General features: G+C 53.5%; 21 protein-coding genes. 8 read left to right on the top strand and 13 right to left on the bottom strand.

The features are described 5' to 3' along the window. Window positions 1-12 precede the first annotated feature (12 nt). Both yejM and O1Q98_RS00300 read right to left on the bottom strand, forming a co-directional pair. The gene (gene yejM, locus O1Q98_RS00295) at window positions 13-1,785 is read right to left on the bottom strand and encodes an LPS biosynthesis-modulating metalloenzyme YejM (protein ID WP_125259763.1); all 1,773 of its coding nucleotides are present in this window, start codon (window positions 1,783-1,785) and stop codon (window positions 13-15) included. A gap of 13 nt (window positions 1,786-1,798) precedes the next feature. Then, on the bottom strand, window positions 1,799-2,029 hold the full coding sequence (locus tag O1Q98_RS00300; protein ID WP_012885051.1) for a YejL family protein: 231 nt from the start codon (window positions 2,027-2,029) through the stop codon (window positions 1,799-1,801). 162 nt (window positions 2,030-2,191) lie between these two features. Between O1Q98_RS00300 and yejK the strand changes: the two genes are divergently transcribed. The 4 genes from yejK (at window position 2,192) to O1Q98_RS00320 (ending at window position 7,223) form a co-directional block, all read left to right on the top strand. After that, a complete protein-coding gene (gene yejK, locus O1Q98_RS00305; protein ID WP_125259762.1) occupies window positions 2,192-3,202 on the top strand; it encodes a nucleoid-associated protein YejK in 1,011 nt (336 codons plus the stop codon). A 144-nt stretch (window positions 3,203-3,346) separates the two neighbouring features. Then, on the top strand, window positions 3,347-5,059 hold the full coding sequence (locus O1Q98_RS00310; RefSeq protein ID WP_023639897.1) for a sensor histidine kinase: 1,713 nt from the start codon (window positions 3,347-3,349) through the stop codon (window positions 5,057-5,059). 12 nt (window positions 5,060-5,071) lie between these two features. Further along, complete coding sequence (locus tag O1Q98_RS00315; RefSeq protein ID WP_125259761.1) at window positions 5,072-5,809, top strand: LytR/AlgR family response regulator transcription factor; 738 nt, start codon at window positions 5,072-5,074, stop codon at window positions 5,807-5,809. Window positions 5,810-6,005: 196 nt separating this feature from the next. Next, complete coding sequence (locus O1Q98_RS00320; RefSeq protein ID WP_125259760.1) at window positions 6,006-7,223, top strand: L-lactate MFS transporter; 1,218 nt, start codon at window positions 6,006-6,008, stop codon at window positions 7,221-7,223. Between the two features lie 186 nt (window positions 7,224-7,409). Here O1Q98_RS00320 and rplY read toward each other — a convergent pair whose 3' ends face one another. The 3 genes from rplY to O1Q98_RS00335 all read right to left on the bottom strand — a co-directional run bounded on the left by rplY (window position 7,410) and on the right by O1Q98_RS00335 (window position 9,874). Beyond that, window positions 7,410-7,697: a 50S ribosomal protein L25 gene (rplY, locus tag O1Q98_RS00325; RefSeq protein ID WP_125259759.1), complete on the bottom strand. Its 288-nt coding sequence runs from the start codon at window positions 7,695-7,697 to the stop codon at window positions 7,410-7,412. A 177-nt stretch (window positions 7,698-7,874) separates the two neighbouring features. Further along, window positions 7,875-9,635, bottom strand: coding sequence for a DNA repair helicase RadD (gene radD, locus O1Q98_RS00330; RefSeq protein ID WP_125259758.1), 1,761 nt, complete (start codon window positions 9,633-9,635; stop codon window positions 7,875-7,877). Continuing rightward, on the bottom strand, window positions 9,635-9,874 hold the full coding sequence (locus O1Q98_RS00335) for a YecH family metal-binding protein (protein WP_125259757.1): 240 nt from the start codon (window positions 9,872-9,874) through the stop codon (window positions 9,635-9,637). The genes radD and O1Q98_RS00335 overlap by 1 nt, the downstream gene beginning before the upstream one ends. A 211-nt stretch (window positions 9,875-10,085) precedes the next feature. Between O1Q98_RS00335 and rsuA the strand changes: the two genes are divergently transcribed. The 3 genes from rsuA (at window position 10,086) to O1Q98_RS00350 (ending at window position 12,866) form a co-directional block, all read left to right on the top strand. Beyond that, complete coding sequence (gene rsuA / locus O1Q98_RS00340) at window positions 10,086-10,793, top strand: 16S rRNA pseudouridine(516) synthase RsuA (RefSeq protein WP_125259756.1); 708 nt, start codon at window positions 10,086-10,088, stop codon at window positions 10,791-10,793. Window positions 10,794-10,946: 153 nt separating this feature from the next. Next, window positions 10,947-12,086, top strand: a complete 1,140-nt coding sequence (locus O1Q98_RS00345; RefSeq protein WP_423201728.1) for a Bcr/CflA family multidrug efflux MFS transporter — start codon at window positions 10,947-10,949, stop codon at window positions 12,084-12,086. A 435-nt stretch (window positions 12,087-12,521) separates the two neighbouring features. Further along, window positions 12,522-12,866 (top strand): YejG family protein, encoded by a 345-nt coding sequence (locus O1Q98_RS00350; RefSeq protein WP_125259754.1) that lies wholly within the window; start codon window positions 12,522-12,524, stop codon window positions 12,864-12,866. 103 nt (window positions 12,867-12,969) lie between these two features. On the opposite strand, the gene yejF is transcribed toward O1Q98_RS00350, so the two are convergent. The 7 genes from yejF to yeiP form a co-directional block, all read right to left on the bottom strand. Next, window positions 12,970-14,589, bottom strand: a complete 1,620-nt coding sequence (gene yejF / locus O1Q98_RS00355; RefSeq protein ID WP_125259753.1) for a microcin C ABC transporter ATP-binding protein YejF — start codon at window positions 14,587-14,589, stop codon at window positions 12,970-12,972. Between the two features lie 12 nt (window positions 14,590-14,601). Further along, on the bottom strand, window positions 14,602-15,627 hold the full coding sequence (locus O1Q98_RS00360) for an ABC transporter permease (RefSeq protein ID WP_125259752.1): 1,026 nt from the start codon (window positions 15,625-15,627) through the stop codon (window positions 14,602-14,604). Further along, a complete protein-coding gene (yejB, locus tag O1Q98_RS00365; protein ID WP_125259751.1) occupies window positions 15,624-16,721 on the bottom strand; it encodes a microcin C ABC transporter permease YejB in 1,098 nt (365 codons plus the stop codon). The genes O1Q98_RS00360 and yejB overlap by 4 nt, the downstream gene beginning before the upstream one ends. 9 nt (window positions 16,722-16,730) lie before the next feature. Beyond that, window positions 16,731-18,542, bottom strand: a complete 1,812-nt coding sequence (locus tag O1Q98_RS00370) for an extracellular solute-binding protein (RefSeq protein WP_125259750.1) — start codon at window positions 18,540-18,542, stop codon at window positions 16,731-16,733. Between the two features lie 291 nt (window positions 18,543-18,833). After that, window positions 18,834-19,409: a bifunctional murein DD-endopeptidase/murein LD-carboxypeptidase gene (gene mepS, locus O1Q98_RS00375; protein ID WP_125259749.1), complete on the bottom strand. Its 576-nt coding sequence runs from the start codon at window positions 19,407-19,409 to the stop codon at window positions 18,834-18,836. Between the two features lie 403 nt (window positions 19,410-19,812). Continuing rightward, the gene (locus O1Q98_RS00380) at window positions 19,813-20,790 is read right to left on the bottom strand and encodes a CobW family GTP-binding protein (protein ID WP_125259748.1); all 978 of its coding nucleotides are present in this window, start codon (window positions 20,788-20,790) and stop codon (window positions 19,813-19,815) included. A 74-nt stretch (window positions 20,791-20,864) separates the two neighbouring features. Further along, window positions 20,865-21,437, bottom strand: a complete 573-nt coding sequence (gene yeiP, locus O1Q98_RS00385; RefSeq protein ID WP_125259747.1) for an elongation factor P-like protein YeiP — start codon at window positions 21,435-21,437, stop codon at window positions 20,865-20,867. 251 nt (window positions 21,438-21,688) lie between these two features. Between yeiP and O1Q98_RS00390 the strand changes: the two genes are divergently transcribed. Further along, a complete protein-coding gene (locus tag O1Q98_RS00390; RefSeq protein ID WP_125259746.1) occupies window positions 21,689-21,943 on the top strand; it encodes a YkgJ family cysteine cluster protein in 255 nt (84 codons plus the stop codon). Between the two features lie 4 nt (window positions 21,944-21,947). Here the strand turns inward: O1Q98_RS00390 and O1Q98_RS00395 are convergent, their stop codons facing one another. Beyond that, window positions 21,948-23,129 (bottom strand): sugar efflux transporter, encoded by a 1,182-nt coding sequence (locus O1Q98_RS00395; protein WP_125259745.1) that lies wholly within the window; start codon window positions 23,127-23,129, stop codon window positions 21,948-21,950. Window positions 23,130-23,155 lie beyond the last annotated feature (26 nt).

Consider the following 23,155-nt stretch of genomic DNA (forward strand, 5'->3'; position numbering starts at 1 on the left):
AGATTTAGGCAGTTAGTTAGCAATAAATCGCCGTTCAGTCGTCAGCACCTGCAAGAGCAACCCTAACTGCGGTTTTTCATCCGGTAATAAGCGACCATTGGCGTCGTAAGCCCGGTAACTGCCGTTGCGACCTAACTGAATGACCTGCTGCGGTGTGATGATGGTCAGTGAATTACTGTCGCCGTTGAGTAACCAGTTGGCCCGCCGTTCAGCGCTGAACAAGTCCTCTCCCTGCGAGTAATCTTCCGCTGCGGTTTTCACATGCAGCAAGCGTTGCATCAGCGTGGTCATCACATCTTTCGGGTCAGTCATTTTGCTGATGGTCTGTGCCGGGGTTTCCGGCCAGTGAACGACCAGTGGCACCTGTCGGTGCTCACGGTTCATTGGCGACGGGTCGTCGTCTTTGAGGCGTTCGGCACTGCTTTGCTCGGCGGTAATCACCACCACCGTTTTGTCGAGCAGGTTTTTCTCCCGCAGCGTGGTGATGATGCGGTCGATTTGCTCATCAATACTGGCGGTATCCTGACGGTAACGACGCTGCTGTTCGCCAGGGGCAAGCGGGCGGCCATTGCTGCCTGTGGTCGCGTGGTTAAACTCGATGAACGAGAACCAGGGCGAGCGGGTACCGGTATTGTTGTCCAGCCACTTGACCCACTGCGTGGTGATAGCGTCATCGCTTTGCGGTTGGGGCGGTGGCAGCGAGAAGTCGGATAGCAGGGCCTGACGGTACAATGGACTGCTAAATCCGCTGGAGGAGAACAGACCAAACTGGTAACCCTGCTGACTCAGGGCATCGATCAGCGCAGACGGTTTGCTGCTGCCGAGTATGCCGTCCATGTAGGTGGTGGAGATGCCATAAAACAGATTAAACAGACCGCCATCTTGCTGAGTACCGGCGCTGAAATAGTTGCTGAAGCGTACGTTCTCTTCAGCGAAGCGCGCCAGGTTGGGCATGGAATGTGGTGTGTCCTGATCCGGCACGCTATCCATCACCACCAACAACAGATTATAGCCGCTGCCTGCGTCGCGGAAACTGATGTCGCTGAGCGGGTATTCTACCGAGACCGCGTCCGGGTTGCCCTGCAATGCCAGACGGCGCTCATATTCTTGCGCATTGAGCAGGCCATGTTTCTCCAGAAAACGGCGGGCCGTCATCGGGTAGGAGAGTGGCAGGTTGGCGCGCTGCATGGTGATCGGGCGGTAGAAATTGGCATCCGCCCAGATGTACATCAGGTGAGACAGGCAAAACGCCACAATGAAGACGGCCGCCATCGGTCTGGCGAAATGACGCCGGTTAAGGCTGCGTAGCTTTTGCCAGCACCAGGTGCCGAATAGCATCTCCACCATGAAAATGACCGGCACACTGATGAACAGTAGCTGCCAGTCGCGCACCATTTCGCTTTGGTCCGGGTTGGTCACCAAGTCCCAGACCGTCATGTTCAGGTGGAGATGAAAACGACTGAATACCGAGGCATCAACGATCAGCAGTGTCTGACCGGCGGTGGCGAGCGCCGCCGACAGGAAGCGCAGCAATCGCTGCGACATCACAATAAATGTCAGCGGGAAAATGATCAGCAGATAGGTGGAGAAACCGATAAAGCTGAAATGCCCCAGCCAGCTTACCAGCGAATACAGCCGTCCAGGCAGTGACGATGGCCAGTCGGCAACGAACAGATAACGGCTACCCAACCCCAGTGCGAGTAGAATGTTGAACAGGGCGAACCAGTGCCCCCAGCTTATCATCTGGGAGACTTTTTCACGGTAGCGCGGACGGTTGGTTACCATAAACGGGCCGGTATCAATGGATGTCGTTAGTTTTTATAGACGCTTGCAACGCGTCGGCAAAAGAACCCGCCAACGCTTCACGCTGTTTCGGATTCGCGATGCTGGTATTGAGCAGATTGGTGACCATGTTGCCGAGCACCATCAGTGCAAGATCGGTCGGAGTGTGGTGCTTTTCCAATACATTGACCAGATCAGTCAGCAATTGTTCGATTTGTTCGTCACTATAACGGGATGATTGCGGCATAAAATCGTGTATCTCTGGTGGTGAAAGGCAAATATATTACCGTATAGGGGCGTGGTTTTCCGCACTTTTATCAATACCGCCCGCGAGAATCGAGGTGCTTTTGAGTTGCATGCCGGAACACCTAGTGCTTGAATACGCGCCTTACTAGAAGGAGAGTTTACCATGAGTCTGGATATCGACCAGATTGCCCTGCATCAGTTGGTCAAGCGCGATGAGCAGACGCTGGACATGGTGTTGCGTGAATCGTTGCTGAGTGTGAACGGGGCCGTCGGTGAGATGATGGCGGAGCTACACCGTGTGTACAGCGCCAAGAGTAAAGCTTACGGCCTGTTTAATGACGGCAGTGAATTGGCCGCCGCATTGCGCGCCTGTCGTAAGGGGGAAGATGATTTTCTGGCTTTTTCCCGAGCGGCGACCGGTCGGTTACGTGATGAGCTGGCCAAGTACCCGTTTGCAGAGGGTGGGGTGGTGCTGTTTGCGCAGTATCGCTATCTGGCGGTGGAATACCTGCTGATTGCGGTGTTAAACAGTTGCAACAGCCTGCGGGTTAATGAGCAACTGGATATCAGCAACACCCATTATCTGGATATTCACCGCGCCGATATCGTGGCGCGTATTGATCTGACCGAGTGGGAAACCAACCCGGAATCTACCCGTTATCTGACGTTTCTCAAAGGCCGGGTCGGGCGCAAGGTGTCAGATTTCTTTATGGATTTTCTGGCTGCGGCGGAAGGGCTGGATACCAAGGCGCAAAACAAAGGCTTGCTCAAAGCGGTGGATGACTATTGCGCCGATGCGCAATTGGATAAAAGCGAGCGTCAGCAGTACCGCCAGCAAGTCTACAGCTACTGCAATGAGCAATTGCAGGCCGGCGAAGAGATTGCGCTGGATGCGCTGTCAAACGAGTTACCGCCCTTGGGCGACAAAACCTTCCAGGCGTTTACCGCCGAACAGGGGTATGAGCTGGAAGAGAGTTTTCCTGCCGATCGCAGCACGTTGCGCCAGCTAACCAAGTTTTCCGGTAGCGGCGGCGGACTGAGTATTAATTTTGATGCCTTGTTGCTCGGTGAGCGTATCTTCTGGGACCCCGCTACCGATACGTTGACCATCAAAGGTACACCACCTAATCTGCGCGACCAGTTGCAGCGTCGGTTCGGCGGCAGCAATCGCTGATTTTTCCCTTTCCTTCGCATTCTTCGCAGGCCTCCCACCGTGGGGGCCTGTTCAGGCAGAAATATCTCTGATGGCAAACGGGTTTGGCAGTGCTTGCCCCTTGTTTTATGATGGGTATTCGGCTGTATAGGGGGTGAGATTCCCGTGCGTTCTATCTTTGACATGGTGCTGGCGGTATATGACCGTGCGGCGCTGATGCTTATTTGCCTGTTTTTCCTGACCCGAACACGACATTTTCGTCAGCTACTTCAGCAGGATGAGCATTCACGCTTTGACCTGGCGGTGGTCACAGCCATCTTTTCACTATTTGCGTTATTCAGTACCTGGTCCGGCATCAATGTGGAAGGGTCACTGGTGAATGTGCGGGTGGTCGCGGTGATGTCTGGCGGTATCCTGTTTGGGCCGTGGGTGGGCATTACCACAGGGGTGATCGCCGGGGTGCATCGCTACCTGATCGATATGCACGGCATTACCTCGGTCCCTTGCCTTATCACCAGCATTGTTGCCGGGTTTATGTCTGCCTGGATTCACCACCGTATCCCGCGCGATCGCCACTGGAGTGTGGGGATTGTCGGCGGCATGTTGTGCGAGTCGTTGACCATGTTGCTGGTGGTACTGTGGGCTCGGCCATTTTCACTGGGGCTGGACATTGTCGCGCATATCGCAATTCCGATGATTTTGGGGGCGGTCAGTATCGGGTTGATCGTGCTGCTGGTGCGTAGCGTGGAAGGGGAAAAAGAGGCGGTTGCCGCGCGGCAGGCCAAGCTGGCGCTGGATATCGCCAATAAAACGCTGCCGTTGTTTCGCCATATCAATAGCCAGTCGCTCAGTACGATCTGCGATATTATCCGTCGCGATATCGATGCCGACGCGGTGGCGATCACTAACACCTCGCAGGTGCTGGCCTACGTGGGGGTAGGGGAAGAGAACTACCACAGCGGTGATCGTGACCTGAGCCCGACGACGCAACTGGCGCTCAAGAGCGGAAAGATTATCATCAAAAACAATGATGAGGCCTACCGTACCCCGGAAATCCATTCGATGATCGTCATCCCGCTGTGGGAAAAAGGCGAAGTGACTGGCGCGCTAAAAATCTATTACCAGCGGGCGCACCGCATCACCTGGTCGCTCAAAGAGATGGCTGTCGGGTTGTCGCAAATCATCTCTACCCAGCTTGAGGTGTCACGCGCTGAGCAACTGCGTGATATGGCAAACCGTGCGGAGCTGCGGGCGCTGCAAAGCAAGATCAATCCACATTTCTTGTTTAACGCGCTGAATGCCATTTCCACCTCTATCCGGCTTAATCCGGATACCGCGCGCCAGCTTATTATCAATTTGTCGCGTTATCTGCGTTACAACCTGGAGCGCAATGACGAGGAACTGATTGATATAAAAAGCGAGCTTTATCAGATAAAAGATTACATCGCTATTGAGCAGGCGCGCTTTGGCGATAAGCTGACGGTGATTTACGAGATTGATGAAGACGTCAGTTGCCTGATTCCCGGTTTGCTGATTCAACCGTTGGTTGAAAATGCGATTGTGCACGGTATCCGTTCTTGCAAAGGCAAAGGGGTGGTGACGTTGAGTATCCGGGAGCAGGGCGATCGTATCCGGGTGGCGGTGCGTGATACCGGTATTGGCATCAGCGATGAGGTGATTGCCCGCGTGGAGCGCAATGAATTACCGGGTAATAAGATTGGTCTGCTCAATGTACATCATCGGATCAGACTGCTGTATGGGGAGGGGCTGCACATCAGTCGCCTTAACCCTGGGACGGAAATCGAATTTTTTATTACCCGTGACAACACTGAGCGAGTGGATAACGCGGTGGCGTTTCCCTCAGAGCAGGGCCGGTGACAGGAGAATAACGTGAAGGCGATCATTGTCGAAGATGAATTTCTGGCACAGCAGGAGTTGAGCTGGCTTATCAAACAGCACAGCCAGATCGACGTGGATGCGGTGTTTGATGATGGCCTTGATGTGCTGAAATACCTGCAGGATAATCGAGTGGATGTCATCTTCCTTGATATCAACATCCCTTCGCTCGATGGGGTGATGCTGGCGAAAAACATCAGCCAGTTTGCGCATAAACCGCTGATTGCTTTCATTACCGCTTATAAAAATCATGCGGTAGAGGCGTTTGAGCTGGAAGCGTTTGATTATATTCTCAAGCCCTATCATGAAACCCGCATAGTCGGCATGCTGCAAAAACTTGAAGCGGCGTGGCAGCAACAGCAATTACCTGCGCATCCCAGCAGCGACAGCACCCGTCCGGCACCGATGACCATCAATCTGGTCAAAGATAAGCGGATTATCGTCACCAACATCCACGATATCTATTACGCCGAGTCCCACGAAAAACTGACCTTTGTGTACACCCGGCGTGATGAGTTCGTCATGTCGATGAACATTACCGAGTTTTGCAGCCGCTTGCCGGAGGCCTACTTCTTTCGCTGCCACCGTTCGTATTGCGTAAATTTGAGCAAGATCCGCGAGATAGAGCCTTGGTTCAACAATACCTATATCCTCAAACTGAGCGATCTGGATTTTCAGGTGCCGGTGAGCCGCAGCAAAGTGCGGGAATTCCGTCAACTGATGCGTCTGTAGTGGTCAGGAGGTCAGACGTCAGACATGAGAAGATAGATTTACTGTCATTAATACCGCTCTGGATGCATTTCATTCCCTGATTCATGCCGTTCATGCCGTTCTTTAATCCGTGGTTGTAACCCCTCCTTATACTGGTGCCATTCGCAGGCCGTTTTGCCCGCATTGTCGTTACACCAGAAAAATCGAGGCTACCGTTATGAACGGAAAACCAGTAAATCGCGGCGTTATTGTTGCCGGAACCATCCTGTCTCAAATGGGGCTGGGAACCATCTATACCTGGAGTCTTTACAACCAACCACTGGTTGATAAATTTCACTGGCCGCTCAGTTCGGTTGCCACAACGTTTTCCCTTACCAGCTTTTTCCTGGCCTTCGCAACCTTGTTTGCTGGCCGCATTCAGGAGCGTATCGGTATCCGCAAGCTGACATTGATTGCGGGTCTGGTGTTGGGTGTGGCGTTGATGGCGACATCCATGGTGTCGTCACTGCCGATGCTGTGGTTACTGGTCGGGCTCGTGGTCGGGTTTGCCGACGGTACGGCATACATCACCACGTTATCCAATCTGATCAAGTGGTTCCCGAATCGCAAAGGTGTGATTGCCGGGGTGTCCGTCGGCGCGTATGGCACCGGGAGTCTGGTGTTTAAATACGTCAATAGCGCGTTGCTGATGCATGTTGGTGTGTCCCAGACGTTTTTCTGGTGGGGAGCTATGGCGTTAGTGATGATCACCGGCGGCGCGATGCTGCTGAAAGACGCACCGGTACAGCCGGTCCAGACGGCGGCTCAGGGCGGCAACGTTAACTTCACCGTCAGTGAAATGCTGCGTCGCAAAGAAGCCTGGTTGCTATTTGTGGTGTTTTTCACCTCCTGCATGAGTGGGTTGTACCTGATCGGCATCGTGAAGGATATCGGCGTCAAAATGGCTGGGCTGGATGTGGTCACGGCTGCCAGCGCCGTATCAGCGATTGCCATTTGCAACACAGCCGGTCGCCTGATTCTGGGGTATCTGTCTGATAAAGTCGGTCGTTTACGGGTGCTGAACTTCACGCTGCTGGTCACGGCACTGGCCGTCACAGTGATGGCATTCTTGCCACTCAATGCGATGACGTTCTTCCTGTGCACCGGGGCGGTAGCCTTCTGCTTCGGCGGTAATATCACTGTGTATCCGGCAATTGTGGCCGATTTTTTTGGGTTGAAACACCACAGCAAAAATTATGGGCTGATTTATCAAGGCTTTGGTTTGGGGCCGTTGGCGGGGTCGTTTATCGCAGCGGCGTTAGGCGGGTTCCACAGCACCTTTGTCGCTATTGCGCTGTTGTCCGCTATCTCCCTGGTGATAACCCTGTTCATTCAGCCGCCGAAAACGCCACGCGAACACGACGTCCCACTGGTCGCACAGGGCAGCCATGCCTGAACATTGATGCTTCACTAAATTGATGCTTCACTAAATTGACGCTTCGCTTATCCTCTCGCGCCACTGTCATCTTGCCGGTGGCGTTTTTTATTGGGGGGCGTCGGGGCGTAGGGTGGGGTGAGCTCAGGAAACAAAAACGCCGCACAAGTGCGGCGTTTTGCTGGCTCATGAGAACGTTTAGCGTAATTACACGCGAACGAAATCGATGTGAGTCAGTTTCGGCTTGAACGGGTGACGCTGAACAGCCTGGATTTTTACTTTGGTTTCTTTACCGTCGATAACCAGAGTCAGTTCGCCATACAGCGCTTCGCTGTTACGCTCTTCCAGGTTTTTTACTGTGTCATGATGCAGTTCAACCGATACCGGTGCTTCGCTGCCGCCGTAAACGATGGCGGGGAATTTACCGGTAGTGCGCAGGCGGCGGCTCGCACCCTTACCCTGCTCTTTACGTACTTCTGCGTTGATAGTAAGCATTGCTTTCTCTTTTTGATAAGTGAACCTGCTACAGGCGACCCAGCAACAGGTGAATTAACGGTGCTGTCGTCATTCTGGTTAGCAGAAAAACAAAAGCGGGCTAGATTCTAGCGGAATATGGCGGTGTGGGCAAATAAATCCCTTGGCGCAGGCCGATTAACGCAATAAAACCGGCGGCTAACCCCGCAGTTCATAGGCGCGGCGATAACGGCCCTGATAGTCGAAAATCTTTTCGCGCACCTGCCAAAATTGGCCGTGCTGACGTGCCACCACGAAGTCTGGCGCTCTCAGGCGAGCTTGCTGGGCTATCACATCATCGGCCCGTAGCCAGTCGAACGGCGTACCTGGCGCGCGCTGATGTACGCGTAAAAACAGGTGATAAAACGCCTGACGTTGCGCGGGGGTATGCAGCCGGAAACGTTCGCTGACCTCGGCACCATCTTCATCATGATAGGTGATTTTAAGCCATTCACCTTTGGCATCGGCACCGGCGAGCAATGCCATACCACAACAGCGTAGTACCCGCGCATCTTTGAGCTTTAACGCGGCTTTTAGCATGTCATCCGGGTCAACCAGGATGCTCTGGCACTGCTGGCAGCGCCGGGCGGCAATATCATTTTCGGCACCGCAATGTGGGCAGCTTTTAAAGCGAAAGCGATAGTCACATTGCTGGCGGTGTCCTGTTTCATCCTCATGAAATCCCTGGCAGCGCCGCCCATAATGCTCAATGAGCGTGCCGTCATCCGTGCATTTACCCCAGAATTGGTTGGCAAACCCGCACTGTGGGCAAAACACCTGAACCGGTTGATTATCGCGCCCGGGCCTTTGCTCACCGACCTCTGGCGTATAGAGATCAAACGGGTTGCCAGCATAATCAAGAATCAGGCAGTCGGTTTTGCCCGTAAACAGGCGCAGCCCGCGCCCGATAATTTGCTGATACAAACTCACCGACTCGGTGGGGCGCAATATTGCAATGACATCGACATGTGGGGCGTCGAATCCGGTGGTGAGCACCGAAACATTCACCAGATAGCGCAGCTGTTGCTGTTTGAAGGCGTGAATCAGCGTATCTCGCTGGGCGGCGGGCGTGTCGGCGCTGACAAGGGCAGCTTCTCCCGCAGGCAGCAGGCCGGTAATTTCACGCGCGTGTTCGACGGTGGCGGCAAAAATCATGACGCCCCGGCGATGGATGGCGTATTCGGTTATCTGGCGCACAATCAGCGGCGTTACGCGCTGCTGGCGTTTGAGTTCGCGGTTTAACTCGGTTTCATTAAATAGCCCGTTAGCCTGCGTGTTTAGCTGACTAAAGTCATATTGCACTACCGGCATGTCCAGTCGCTCCGGCGGCACCAGAAAGCCGTGACGAATCATATAGCGCAACGGTAATTCATAAATACAGTCACGAAACAGGCAATGCTCTTCGCCTCGGATCATCCCATGATAGTGATAGCGGTAAATCCACCCCTTACCAAGCCGATAGGGGGTGGCGGTTAATCCTAACAGCCGCAGATGTGCTTGACGCTGCTGCAAGTGGCGAATGATGAGGTGGTATTGGCTGTCTTCGGCGTCGCTAATGCGATGGCATTCATCAATGATCAACAGTGAAAATGCATCATCAAAGGCCGCCAGATGGCGTGCGACCGATTGCACGCTGCCAAATACGACTTTACTGGCGCTGTCGCGCTGCTTGAGACCGGCGGCAAAAATATCGGCCTGCCCGCCAAGGGCGCAATACTTGGCATGATTCTGTTCAACCAGTTCTTTTACATGCGCCAGTACCAGCACGCGTCCACGTGCCAGCCGCGCCAGTTCGGCGATCACCAGGCTTTTACCGGCACCGGTGGGTAAGACAATGACCGCTGGCGTCGTGTGGTTTCGAAAGTAGGCGAGCGTGGCATCAACCGCTTCTTGCTGATAGGGGCGCAGAGTAAAGGACATTAATGGCGACAGACTTTGCTTTCGTGAGTGGTAAACCCGCTATCTTGCGCAATGAATTTGCCTTTGTCAGCCAAAAATTGCACCAGTTCGGCGGCACTCATGTCATGAGCTGAACAAGTGTGAAAACGGGCATCAGCACCAAAGCGGGAATCAATGGCGGCAATCAGCGTCTCGGTAGTAAAGGGTCTGTCGGCGTTAATCATCATATGTAATACTTCATGGCCATGAATTGATGACATAATAGGGCTCCTCATTATTATCCAGCGATCGTCTGTGTGCGTGCCGACGGTTGGATGGTTAAAGTTGCTTTTATTATGTGTGTTTTTAGCGATGTGTTTCAGGCGCGAAATCAAGAGAGCGTATGCTTTTAGGCCGTCGCCTGTATTTTCCTCTTTGGATGACTCTGGCGCATTAGATCATCCATCTTCTTCAATAGGCAGTCATTCACTCATGCGATTGGATAAATTTCTTTCTCAGCAGTTGGGAATAAGTCGTTCTTTGATAGTACGCGAGTTGCGCGCTCAACGGGTTACGGTGGATGGCGAGGTCGTTAAAAGCGGCGCCTTTAAACTGTTGCCTGAACACGAAGTGGCATTTGATGGCAACGTATTGGTGCAGCAGAACGGCCCGCGCTATTTCATGTTGAATAAGCCGCAAGGTTATGTCTGCTCGACCGAAGACCCGGATCACCCGACTATCCTCTATTTCATCGATGAGCCCGTGGCGCATAAACTGCATGCGGCGGGTCGGCTGGATATTGATACGACCGGGCTGGTGCTGCTCACTGACGACGGACAATGGTCTCACCGTATTACGTCGCCGCGCCATCATTGTGAGAAAACCTATCGGGTGACGCTGGAGCAACCGTTGGCCGCAGAGACCGCCGCACAATTTGCCAGCGGCGTGCAATTGCATGGCGAGAAAAGCCTGACTCGTCCGGCCACGCTTGAGGTGATATCGCCTTATGAGGTGCGGTTGACGATAGCAGAAGGGCGCTATCATCAGGTAAAACGCATGTTTGCGGCTGTCGGTAATCATGTGGTGGCGCTGCACCGTGAGCGCATTGGCGCGGTGACGCTGGACGACACGCTAGAGCCCGGAGAATACCGGTCATTAACGCCGCAGGAAGTGGCGAGTTTCGCTCAGTCAGTGTGCTGATTAACAGCACCGTTTGTTAGCCAAATACGTTGCCGGGCGAGTTGCCTGGCACTGAATAAGCCGCCGCAGCGGTGGCTTTAACCAGGAGAGTTTTTCGTGCAGCCACATCCCCCTTCGCGTATCGGACTGATTTTTATTCTAGGGTTGATTTCGATGTTGATGCCGATTGCCATCGACATGTATTTGCCTGCGTTACCGGTGATAGCGAAAGAGTTCTCGGTTGACCCTGGGCGGGTGCAGATGACGCTCAGTTCGTATGTGTTGGGGTTCGCTATCGGGCAGATTTTTTATGGCCCGATGTCAGACAGTATTGGCCGCAAGCCGGTTATTTTTGCCGGTGTGTTGATTTTCACGCTGGCGGCCGCCGCGTGTGCGTTGTCGCAAACGGTTGAGCAATTGATCAACATGCGTTTTTTGCACGGCTTATCGGCAGCGTCCGCCAGCGTGGTGATCAATGCGCTCATGCGCGATATGTTCTCGAAAGAGGAGTTCTCGCGCATGATGTCATTCGTCATTCTCGTGATGACCGTCGCGCCGTTACTGGCGCCGATTATCGGCGGTGCGCTGCTGTTTTGGCTGAGTTGGCACGCGATTTTCTGGACGATTGCCGCCGCTTCGTTAGTGGCAACGGTGCTGGTGTGGGTGTTTATTCGAGAATCGTTACCAGCGGCACGGCGTCAGCGTTTTCATTTACGTACCACTATCGGCAATTTCTTTCAGTTATTACGCCATCGGCGAGCCTTTAGTTACATGTTCGCCAGTGGATTGTCTTTCGCTGGCATGTTCGCCTTTTTAAGTGCCGGGCCATTTGTTTATATCGACCTCAATGGCGTCTCTCCCCAGCATTTTGGTTACTATTTCGCGCTTAATATCGTGTTTTTGTTCCTGATGACGTTGCTAAACAGCCGTATTGTCTCGCGTATGGGGGCGATGTTTATGTTTCGGCTGGGGCTGATTATTCAATTCATCATGGGGCTGTGGTTGATAGCGGTCAGCAGTTTTCATTTAGGGTTTCTGCCGTTAGTGTTCGGTGTGGCGGTGTTTGTGGGTTGTGTGGCGACGGTCGCATCGAACGCGATGGCGGTGATTCTCGATGATTTCCCGCACATGGCGGGCACGGCATCGTCGCTGGCAGGCACCTTTCGCTTCGGTCTCGGATCGCTTGTTGGAGCACTATTGTCGCAGCTGACCTTTCATAGCGCCTGGCCGATGGTCGGCATCATGGCGTTGTGTGCGACAGGGGCAATACTGCTGTTTCTGTTGGCCAGCCGAGTGCCGCATCGCCCGGCATAACAGCGCTGATGCTATAACAGCGCTGATGCTATGACAGCACGAGTACGGCTTATGACCGACGGGCTATTGATGCGCCCAGACTCTATCCGCGCCGCCATTGTCGTGCGGGGTGTAAAAATTACGGGATGTAAAAAGTACGGGGTGTGAAAAGCGCGGGTTGTGAAAATTTTGAACCAAAAGTGAATGGTTTGCAGAAATAAGTTGAGATATAGAGAATAAAAGGTTAAAAATAGCGCCAAGTTGCTCAGAATCGTGATCTTGCTAACATTTTGAACGGTGATAAGGCGAGAATGTCGCAAAACTCCATCTGACGGTGAATATTTGTTGCTTTTTTGTGGCTTTGGAGTAGTAAAAATCACGTGGCCGGAAATTTTTTTGTGGTTTTATGTTATAATTTTGTGAAATTTATGGGCAGCCTAGCTGAGGAAGACCACTGTGAATAATCTCCAACTTTCGGTAGTTCACCGCTTGCCGCAAAGTTACCGCTGGTTATCCGGGTTTGCTGGCGTGAAAGTTGAGCCAATTCCGCTGTGCAATCACGAGGATGACAGCCATCTGATCGGTTTTAAGCTTCTCAGTCATGATGGTGAACAAGCGCGCCAGATTATGCGGCATTTAAATCAATCACTCGATGAGATTCAGCTCCAGTGTGCGGTCGTGGAATGGGAAGGCGAACCCTGCCTGTTCTTGCATCGTGAGGATGAAAGCGCTGCGATGTGCCGCCTGAAGGATGTCGGTGTGGCGATAGCCGAGTCGGTCTGCGCGCACTATCCTTTTTAAGCCCGGTATCCGCCGCGCATCCCGCGATACCCCTATCTTGCCCGGTTTATCACGCGGCAACCTCTTCTGATGTAGCGAAAGGCGAGCCCTCAGGCCGCCTTTGTTATTTGGGGTATTCCTGTGCTGAATAGGGAAGGGCGCCGTACAGTAATTGTTGCGTGTACGCCTGTTGCGGCTGTTCAAAAACACGTTGGCATTCGCCATACTCGATAACTTCGCCGTGGCGCAACACCATGACCTGATGGCATAACGCTCGCACCACGGCAAGATCGTGGCTGATAAACACGTAAGTCAACTGGCGGGTACGCTGTAGCGTTTGCAGCAACGTCAGGATTTGCGCCTGCACGGTGCGGTCAAGCGATGACGTGGGTTCGTCCAGAATCAGTAATTCCGGCTGTAAAATCAGCGCCCTGGCGATAGCGATACGCTGACGTTGCCCACCGGAGAATTCGGCCGGGTAGCGCCAGCGGCTGTCTGGGTCGAGGCCGACCTCTTGCATGGCAGCGATGACCCGAGCGGTTTGCTCCTGGTGAGATAAACGCTGATGCACCCGTAGTCCTTCTGCAATAATTTGCTCGACGTTCAGACGTGGGTTGAGCGCGCTGTTCGGGTCTTGAAAGACGACCTGAATACGCCGACGCAACGGCAGCAATTGCTTGCGGTTTAACGCGTGTAGCGGTGCGCCATCAAACCAGACCTCGCCATGGCTGCATAACAGACGCAGCAATGCCAGTGCGGCAGTGCTTTTACCCGAACCGGATTCGCCAACCAGTCCAAGGCTTTCGCCGCGCCGCAACGTAAAGCTCAGGCTCCGTAACACCGGCTTTTCTGCCACGACGCGGCGCAGCAAGCCGCGCCTTATCGCAAAGCTGACGGACAGGTTGCGCACTTCCAGCAACGGTGCGGCGTTTTCATCCAGCGCGGGCGCTTCCCCCGCCGGTTCCGCGTTCAATAGTTGACGCGTATAGGGGTGCTGTGGCGCAAGAAAGAGGGTATCGCACCGGTTTTGCTCAACACAGCGCCCGGCTTGCATCACCGCGACCCTGTCCGCCAGTTTTCGCACAATATTCAAATTGTGGGTGATAAACAGCAGGCTCATGCCGAGCTCATGTTTGAGCTCATTGAGCAGCGATAAAATCTGGGCCTGAACGGTAACATCCAGTGCGGTGGTCGGCTCATCGGCAATTAACACGTCTGGCTGGGTGAGTAACGCCATCGCTATCATGACGCGCTGGCGCTCGCCGCCGGAGAGTTGATGCGGAAAATCGGCCAGCCGCTGTGCTGCCTGACGAATACCGACGCGCTCAAGGCAGGTGATAATCTCACGTCGGGCGGCTTCGGGGGACATCCCCCGGTGCAGTGACAATACTTCGGCAAGCTGTTTTTCGATGTGGTGCAGCGGGTTGAGCGACACCATGGGCTCCTGAAAAATCATGGCGATGCGGTTGCCTCTCACCTCGCGCAGGCGTGATTCGTTAGCATGCAGCAGCGACTCCCCGGCAAACAGAATATCCCCCTGCGGATAAATAACCGGTGGTGTCGGCAACAGGCGCAGTACCGATAGCGCCGTGACACTTTTGCCAGACCCTGACTCTCCCACCAGCGCCAGCGTCTCTCCGGCACCCACCGTGAGCGACAGGTTATCGACCACCAGCCGTTGCTGCCCGCCCTGGCGAAAGGCAATGCTGAGATCGCGAATTTCAAGTAGAGGTTGTGTACTCATCATGCATCCGCCTTAGTGCGCTTTGCTGGGATCAAAAGCGTCGCGAACCGCTTCGCCGATAAAAATAAGCAGTGATAACACCATCGCCAGCACCACAAACACCGTTATACCAAGCCAGGGTGCCTGAAGATTATTTTTCCCCTCCAGCAAGAGTGCGCCCAGAGAAGCTGACCCCATCGGCAGGCCGAAGCCGAGAAAATCGAGCGAGGTGAGGGTCGTTATCGCACCACAAAGAATGAATGGCAGGTAGGTCAACGTGGCGACCATGGCATTGGGTAACATGCAGCGAAACATGATAGCGATATCACTGACCCCCATGGCCTGAGCGGCGCGAATGTAATCAAAATTACGGGTACGTAAAAATTCCGCGCGCACCACGCTGACCAGCGTCATCCAGCCAAACAGTACCGTAATGCCCAGTAACCACCAGAAATTAGGCTGAATAACGCTTGAGAGCAGAATAATCAGAAAGAGCGTTGGCATACCGGCCCAGACTTCGATAAAGCGCTGCCCCCATAAATCGAACCGGCCACCGTAATAGCCCTGGCTGGCGCCAACCACAATGCCTATCAAACTGGAGAACAGCGTTAAAGCCAGGCCAAACAGAATAGACACGCGAAACCCATACAGCACCTGTGCCAGCACATCTCGTCCCTGGCTATCTGTACCCAACCAGTTTTGCTCGCCCGGTGGTGACGGAAACGCCTGTGGTGTCGCGAAATTAATGGTGTCGTAGTGGTAACGGATGGGGGGCCATACTGCCCAGCCACGCGCCGTAATCCGCTGGGCAAGCCACGGGTCACGGTAGTCGGCTTCGGTGTCAAACTCGCCGCCGAAATCCGTTTCGCTGTAGTTGACTAAAAACGGGACGAACCACCGCTGTTCATAGCGCACCAATAGCGGTTTGTCGTTGGCAATCAGCTCTGCGCCCAGCGAGGCGATAAAGAGCACTAAAAATAGCCATAGCGACCAGTACCCCCGGCGATGAGTTCGAAAACGCGCCCAGCGCGCCTGATTGATGGGGCTTAAACGGCTCATTGGCGCTCCTCGAAATCAATACGCGGATCGACCAGCGTGTAGGTAATATCGCTGACAATATTCAGCAGCAGGCCTATCAGCGTGAAAATATAGAGCGTGCCGAACATCACCGGGTAGTCGCGTTGTAATGTTGCGTCATAACCGAGCAAGCCGAGCCCGTTTAATGAAAACATCACCTCAATCAGTAACGAACCGGTAAAAAACATGCTGATGAAGGTGGCCGGAAACCCGGCAATAACCAGTAACATGGCATTGCGAAAAACGTGGCGATAAAGAATGCGGTTCTCGTTTAAGCCTTTGGCTCGCGCAGTGACGACATACTGTTTGCGGATTTCATCTAAAAAGGCGTTTTTAGTCAGCATCGTCAGGGTCGCAAAACCACCGATCACCGTCGCCAGCACCGGCAGCGCGATATGCCATAAATAGTCGGTGATTTTGCCGCTCAGAGAGAGGCTGTCAAAATGGGGGGAGACCAAACCGCGTAATGGGAACCAGTCCAGATAACTGCCTCCGGCGAAGAGTACAATTAATAAAATAGCGAACAAAAAGGCGGGGATAGCATAGCCGATGATGATCAGCGTGCTGCTCCAGATATCAAACGCGCTGCCGTTACGCACCGCTTTCTTGATACCAAGCGGAATCGACACCAAATAAATGATGAGCGTACTCCAAAGGCCAAGAGAGGCGGAAACCGGCAGGCTGTCTTTGATGAGAGAGATAACCGAAGCACCGCGAAACAGGCTGTTGCCAAAGTCAAAACGGGCATAATCCCACAGCAGTTTCAGGTAGCGCTCGTGTAAGGGTTTATCAAAGCCGTAGCGTTTAGTGATCTCGGCAATCACTTCCGGGTCAAGCCCGCGAGCGCCGCGATAGGTATTCTCAACTGAAGGCTTACCGCCCCCCGGCCCGTGAGCCAGGCCCCCGCCGCCATCAGCGCCTGCGCCGAATCCGCTGCCCTGACCCATTTCTATTGCCGCAATCGCCTGATCAACCGGCCCGCCGGGGGCAATTTGCACAATGAAGAAATTAATGGTGATAATCGCCCACAGGGTCGGAATCACCAACAAGAGACGTCGTAATAGATAAGCTGCCATATTCTCTCCTTAGCGACGTGCCGCAGGCAGGCGGGCAGCGTTCTCGCTGTCGTACCACCAACTGTCCAGCCCAAGCGAATACGCAGGGCGCACGGCAGGCATGGCAAATTTATTCCAGTAGGCAAAGCGCTCGTGCCCGGAGTACCACATTGGAATAGCAAACTGATGCCAGGTCAGTACGCGATCAAGCGCTGGCCCAAGAGCCTGCAAGGCGGGTTTATCCCCTTGATGGCGAACAATTTCATCAATCAGTTTATCAATCGCGGCGTCCTGTACGCCGGGAGAGTTATAAGATGAATTGATGTAGGCCGAGCTCCAGCTAATCGCCAGATCGGCGCTAGGGTAGGGCATGGCAGGATAAAGTTTTGGGATCATATCGAAGTCGCGTTTGCGAAAACGGTTGTTAAATTGCGGACTATCGACGCTGCGTACCTCCATACGGATGCCAAGCCGCGCCAGACTGCGCTGGAATGGCAGCACGTAGATAGCATTGGCCGCACCAGGCAGTAATAACTCGAAACGAAACGGCTGGCCGGTTTGTTTGTTGACCAACACTTTATCTTTCAATACCCAACCGGCCTGTTGCAACAGCGCTAACGCCTGCTGTCGATATGTGCGGTCATAACCGCTGCCATCGGTGGTTGCCGGTTGGTAGGCGGGGCCAAAGACTGCGGCAGGAAGTTTATCTTTTAACGGCGTTAGCCAGTGTAATTCTTCCTCAGAAGGCTCACCTTTTGCGGCATATTCCGTGTTTTGGAAAAAGCTGCTGGGGCGCTGATAACTGTTGAAAAACAGCGCTTTATTCATCCAGTCGAAATCAAATGCCAGCGCAATCGCCTGGCGCACCCGACTATCGCTAAACAGCGGCCGCTGGATGTTGAACACCAGCCAACGGGTATCTTGCGCCGCCTGATTGAGCTCATCGCGTTTGACAATATACCCCCGGGCGATATTGCCGCCGTCATATTGCGTGGCCCAGTGCTTAGGGGAGCCTTCGGTACGCATATCAAAGGCACCTGCTTTAAATGCCTCCAGCGCGACACTGTCATCGAGATAGTAATCGTAGCGAATCTGATCAAAGTTATAACGCCCGCGATTGACCGGTAAATCCGCTGCCCAATAATCCGTCTGGCGGCGGTAAACCACATATTGGCCCATACGGTAGTCGCTGATACGGTAGGGGCCGCTCGCCAGCGGCGGGGTGCTGAGAGGGTCGCTCAGTTGATGGTTACGCCAGAATTTTTCAGGCATTACGGGGAGCGTCAGGATGCCGAGCATTTTCTCTTTATCCGGCTCGACAAAACTAAAGCGCACGGTCAGTGCGGCAGTTGCCGTGGCTTGCGTGCCTTTGTAGTACACGCGAAATTGCGGTACGCCTTGCGTCATAAACAAATTAAAGGTGAAAGCCACATCCGCTGCGGTAATCGGCGTGCCATCATGAAAACGCGCCTGCGGGTTCATGTCCACTTCGACCCAACTGTAATCACTGGCATAGCGCGCGCGCTGCGCAATGAGGGGATAATAACTGCCGGGCTCATCTTCGGAACTGACATATAGCGAGTCATACAGACTTTCCGAACGCGCGGCCGCCAGCCCACGCAGTGCATAGCGGTTGAAGTTATCAAATGTGCCAAGCGCACTCAGCGTGATGCTGCCGCCTTTGGGGGCCGATGGATTGGCGTAATCATAGTGCTCGAATCCTTCGCTGTACTTTGGCGTGCCCAGTGTGGCGAACGCATAGGTTTGATGCGTTATCGGGTCTGCGTGGGCCAACCAGACGCTTGAGAGCAGCGCGATGGCGCTAAGAACACGTGTAAACATCGAATTGATGCGCTCCTGATAACCTTAATGTGACGGTATAACGACACGGCAGGATAGCTGCCTTGCCATAGGGAAGTGTCTGAAATGGCTGATAATCACCCCGTTTGAGACCCGGTGGTGTTTTACCATGAAACCGGACTGCGCACCTACTGTTAATAGCTGACGCGCGTTAATGGCTGACGCACTATTATCTGAATGGGGATATGACGAGCGATAAAAAAACGCCGCTGTCTGACGAGCGGCGTTTTCAACAATAAGGTTTGGTTGGTGAACATCAAAAGAACAGCGTAATCAGCTATGCGGCTCCTGCTGAAGTACGCGACGCGCTTCGCGATAGCGCGGTTTCCAGTAATTATCATCCATACTGGAGATGGTGACGCCAATGCTGGTGGAGGCGTGCACGAACTGCTGATTACCGATATAAATACCCATATGGCGGCCAGTAGAGCCTGCGTGGAACACCACGAGGTCGCCGGGGCGTAACTTACCGCGCTGGATTTGCACACCGATGTCTTGCTGTTCATAGCTTGAACGCGGTAAATCCAGGCCAAACTGCTCGCGGAAGGTGCGTTGGACAAAGCCTGAACAGTCAATCCCTTTGCGGCTATCACCGCCAAGACGATAACGTACACCCTTCCAGTTAGCGTATTGTGCCAGCAACTTGGATTTGACTTCCACGTTGCGCACCATCGCTTCGAATTCATCCTGAGAGGCTTGTAGTGAAGGGTCGCCACCGTTAACCACACGCCTATCAGTCTGATTGTTAAGATTCGCTGTATTGTTAGTACAGGCGGAAAGCATCACTGCGACCGCAACGGCAGGCACTGCCCGCCAGATGTATCTCATAATCGGTTGAGATTTGACCATTGTTGTTATGTTCCCTTGATGTCCTTAACGATGTAATTGCTATCGTTGCATTGATGACAGATGTTTCTATGCCAAACAAAGAGATTTCGCTACCAAACCAAAACGAGTGTCAGACTAAAGTACCGCACTTAATGGGACAATTCCCGGTCAGCTAAAATGTGCAATGACGCACATTATTATTTCTGCAACAATAAAATCACTGGCCGGATGTCTTCACCAAAATGCGAGACAGGGACGACATTACCTTAACAAAAACCAGATTGCGAGTTTTTTTGTTCGGTTTGTTTATACGATTTCGTGATGAAATCTTTCAGTCTGGCCCTATAAAACCCTGCCATCTCTCATCCAAACAAGCAAAACAAAGAGGATGAGAGATAACGGATGGTGACGCTTATTCAAAAAATTAGACGAGGCGGGCGTCCAGCAGTTGTTTTTGCAAGGTATTCCATGGCCCTTGCTCTTCATGAATCACTTCAATGCGGCTATCAGGAGGCGGCGCTTGACGTGTTTCAATATGTAAATCAAAGCCCTGACGATTGACGACCAGCGTGCCCTCGGCAATGCGCATCACCCCTTTTACCCGATTGACCGGGGCCAGTCTGACCCATTCCAGCACTTTGACGGTATCGAATTGTGTCTCACTGTCAAAAACCCAGCCGCAGGCAAAATACCCTTGCCCCTGATTTAGCGCACGCCGCCAGCGCTCCTGTCCCTGCAACTTCAGCGCCGCCAGGCCGGTTTTTGCGGCACTGTCACCGTGGTGATGCTGCCCATCAGGTAGCTGCGCATGGTTTTCACGTGCGAGATCTAATATTGCGGGGTCAAGTTGACCTTGGGTCAGGTTTAACACGCGTCGCGCTTGCCCATACTGCTGATACCACTGATTCAGGGCATCGCGATCGCTCTGCTGCCAGGTGTCCTCTTTGTTAGCAACAATCACATCGGCGGCGGCGAGTTGGTCACGAAAGTTCTCGTTTTCGGTACAGCGGCTATCGTTAAGCTGGCGTGGATCGAGCAAACACAGTGTGGCCTGCAATTGTAACCAGGGCTGGTAGGCCGCCGCTGTGAGCAGTGAGAGAATCTGTTTGGGGTGGCCAAGGCCGGTTGGTTCAATCAACAAACGGTGGGGCTTTTTCTGTAATAGCATGTTGAGGCCAACTTGCATTGGCAAGCCGTTAACACAACACATACACCCGCCAGGGATCTCTTTAATCAGCGCACCGGCGTCAGTCAATAATGCGCCATCGATACCTATCTCACCAAATTCGTTGACCAGCACCGCCCAGATTTCATCATCGGGTTTTTGCGATAAGAGGTGCTTGATGGTGGTGGTTTTACCGCTACCGAGAAAACCGGTTATCAGGTTGACTTTTGTTAACACAAGTGGCTCCTTGAATCGGCTGGTGGGACTGTCTGGCAGTTTTGCCAGACAGGGACATCATAAGCAGCGCAGCGTCAGTCTGCGCGGCCCATATAACGACGTTCAGCAATGTGAATGCGGATTTTTTCACCCGCGCTCAGGTACTCTGGAACTTGGATTACCAGTCCGGTGCTCAGGGTCGCCGGTTTGTTGCGTGCGCTGGCTGAGGCGCCTTTGATGCCGGGGGCGGTTTCTACAATCTCCAAATCGACGGTTTGCGGCAATTCCAGCGCCAACAGCTGTCCATCCATCGTCAGCACCTGAATACCCGGCATGCCGCCTTCAGGGATGAACAGCAGTTCATCTTCGATTTGTTCTTTTTTGAAGGTATAGGGCGTGTAGTCCTCTTCATCCATAAAAATGTACTCATCACCATCGATGTACGAAAAAGTGACAGAACGGCGGGTGAGGGTGATGGTATCGAGGATGTCATCGCCTTTGAAACGCTCTTCGACTTTCAGGCCGGTGCGCACATCGGAAAAGCGCATTTTATACAGGGTGCTGGCACCACGGGCGCTCGGGCTTTGAATATCGATATCTTTTACCAGCAGCAACTTGCCATTGTAGTTGACGGCCATGCCGCGTTTGATCTCATTCGCTCTTGCCATGAAAACATACCTTTATATAAGGAGAGAAATTTTTGTGGCGTCACGTTACTCGTCAGGGCGGCATCAGGCAAGCGGGATTTAGCGTCTCTCTGTGCCTGCGCGTTCTTATGCGTTGTGTGGTGATGTGGCAGACGCAGCGACGAAAAGAAAAAGGCAGATAGTTCAGGACAGATAGTTAAGGACAGATAGCTATCGCCTGACAGGGCTGATAGGCTTTAGCGCAACCTTCATCAATGTTGAGAGCTACACCTATGCAGTGCCGTTCTGACTGTGGTGCCTGTTGTACCGCCCCGTCTATTTCCAGCCCGATCCCTGGCATGCCGCAGGGCAAACCGGCCAATACGCCCTGTGTGCAGCTTGATGAGCAGCAGCGTTGTCAGCTGTTTACTTCGCCGCTGCGCCCCGCAGTGTGCGCCGGGCTTCAGCCTAACGCTGAGATGTGTTGCCAGAACCGTGATGACGCGATGACCTATTTATTACGCCTTGAGGCGGCCACCGCACCCTAAAGGCTTAGGCATCATGAATACGCCACATACAGAGCACGGCGCCAACCAGCATGCCGACTGCGATAATAAACCCAGCGTGATAGCTCCATATTTCAGCGACCATGCCTGCTAACGAGCCGGAAATTATCCAGCCAACGCGGGTTGTGTTGGTGAATAATGTTGTTGCCGCCCCCGCCTGGCCGGGCATTAAATCCTGAAAATACAACATGCCCATACCCGCGAGAATGCCGATGAAGACAGCGTTAAGCAGTTGCAACATCAGCAAGGCGACTGGCGCGTTCAGCCACGTCAGCCCGGCATAAAAGAGCAACCCGGCCACTACCGCTATCCGCATTAATAAACGCTTACCCAGGCGGCTTGCCAGCCAGCCTGCCAGTAGCATCACCGGAATTTCCAGCCCGGCGGCGGTGCCCATCATGATACCTGCCAGCTTTTCCGGCAGATGGCGTTCATGCACCAGATAGAGCGGCATATTGATGAGATAAATTCCGTTGCACGTCCACATTAAAGTACAGGCAATAAACAGCAGTAGCGTATCGCGGCGATGTTGCCTTGGTGATGCGGCGCTGTTCGCAGTGCGCAACTGAGATTTTGGCATCGAAGGCAAAAAGCGCCATACCAATAGGCCGCAAAAAAGAAACACGCCAGCGGCGGTCAGGTACATCACCGGGAAACCGAAGCCGAGCGCCAGTGCAAAGGCGACTGGCGGCCCGATAACCCATGACAGCGAAATCTGCGCTCGCATCACCGAACTGAACATCGCGATCGCTCGCCCTTGCTGGTCGGCATACTCCCGCGCCAGCGCAAACAGTTGCGGGTTGGCGGTTGAGCCAAAACTTGACAACAGCACCCCCACGAACAGCAGCACGAAGTAATCGCGGTTCCAGGCATACAGCAGACAGGCCAGCGCACCTAACAGGCAGCATTGCAAAATCAGCGTTTTACGATCGCCCCGTCGGTCTGAATAGCTGGCCAGTAGCTGGCTGACGACAATGCCAATGATGGCACTACCACTGTAATACAGCCCCACCATAAATGGCCGCGCATGCACTTCGGTGGAGAGAAACAGGCTCAGAGTCGGAAGTTGTAAAGCGCCTGCGATGCCGCTGAGAAAGGCGATAAATAAAAATGCCAAAGATGTGATGTCCGGCAGGCGTCGGGTGGCGCGAAAAGCAGAAGTTGTCATACTGAATTTAACGTCATGGCAGCTGG

It is taken from the genome of Dickeya lacustris (genome assembly GCF_029635795.1).
Classification (GTDB): Bacteria; Pseudomonadota; Gammaproteobacteria; order Enterobacterales; family Enterobacteriaceae; genus Dickeya; species Dickeya lacustris.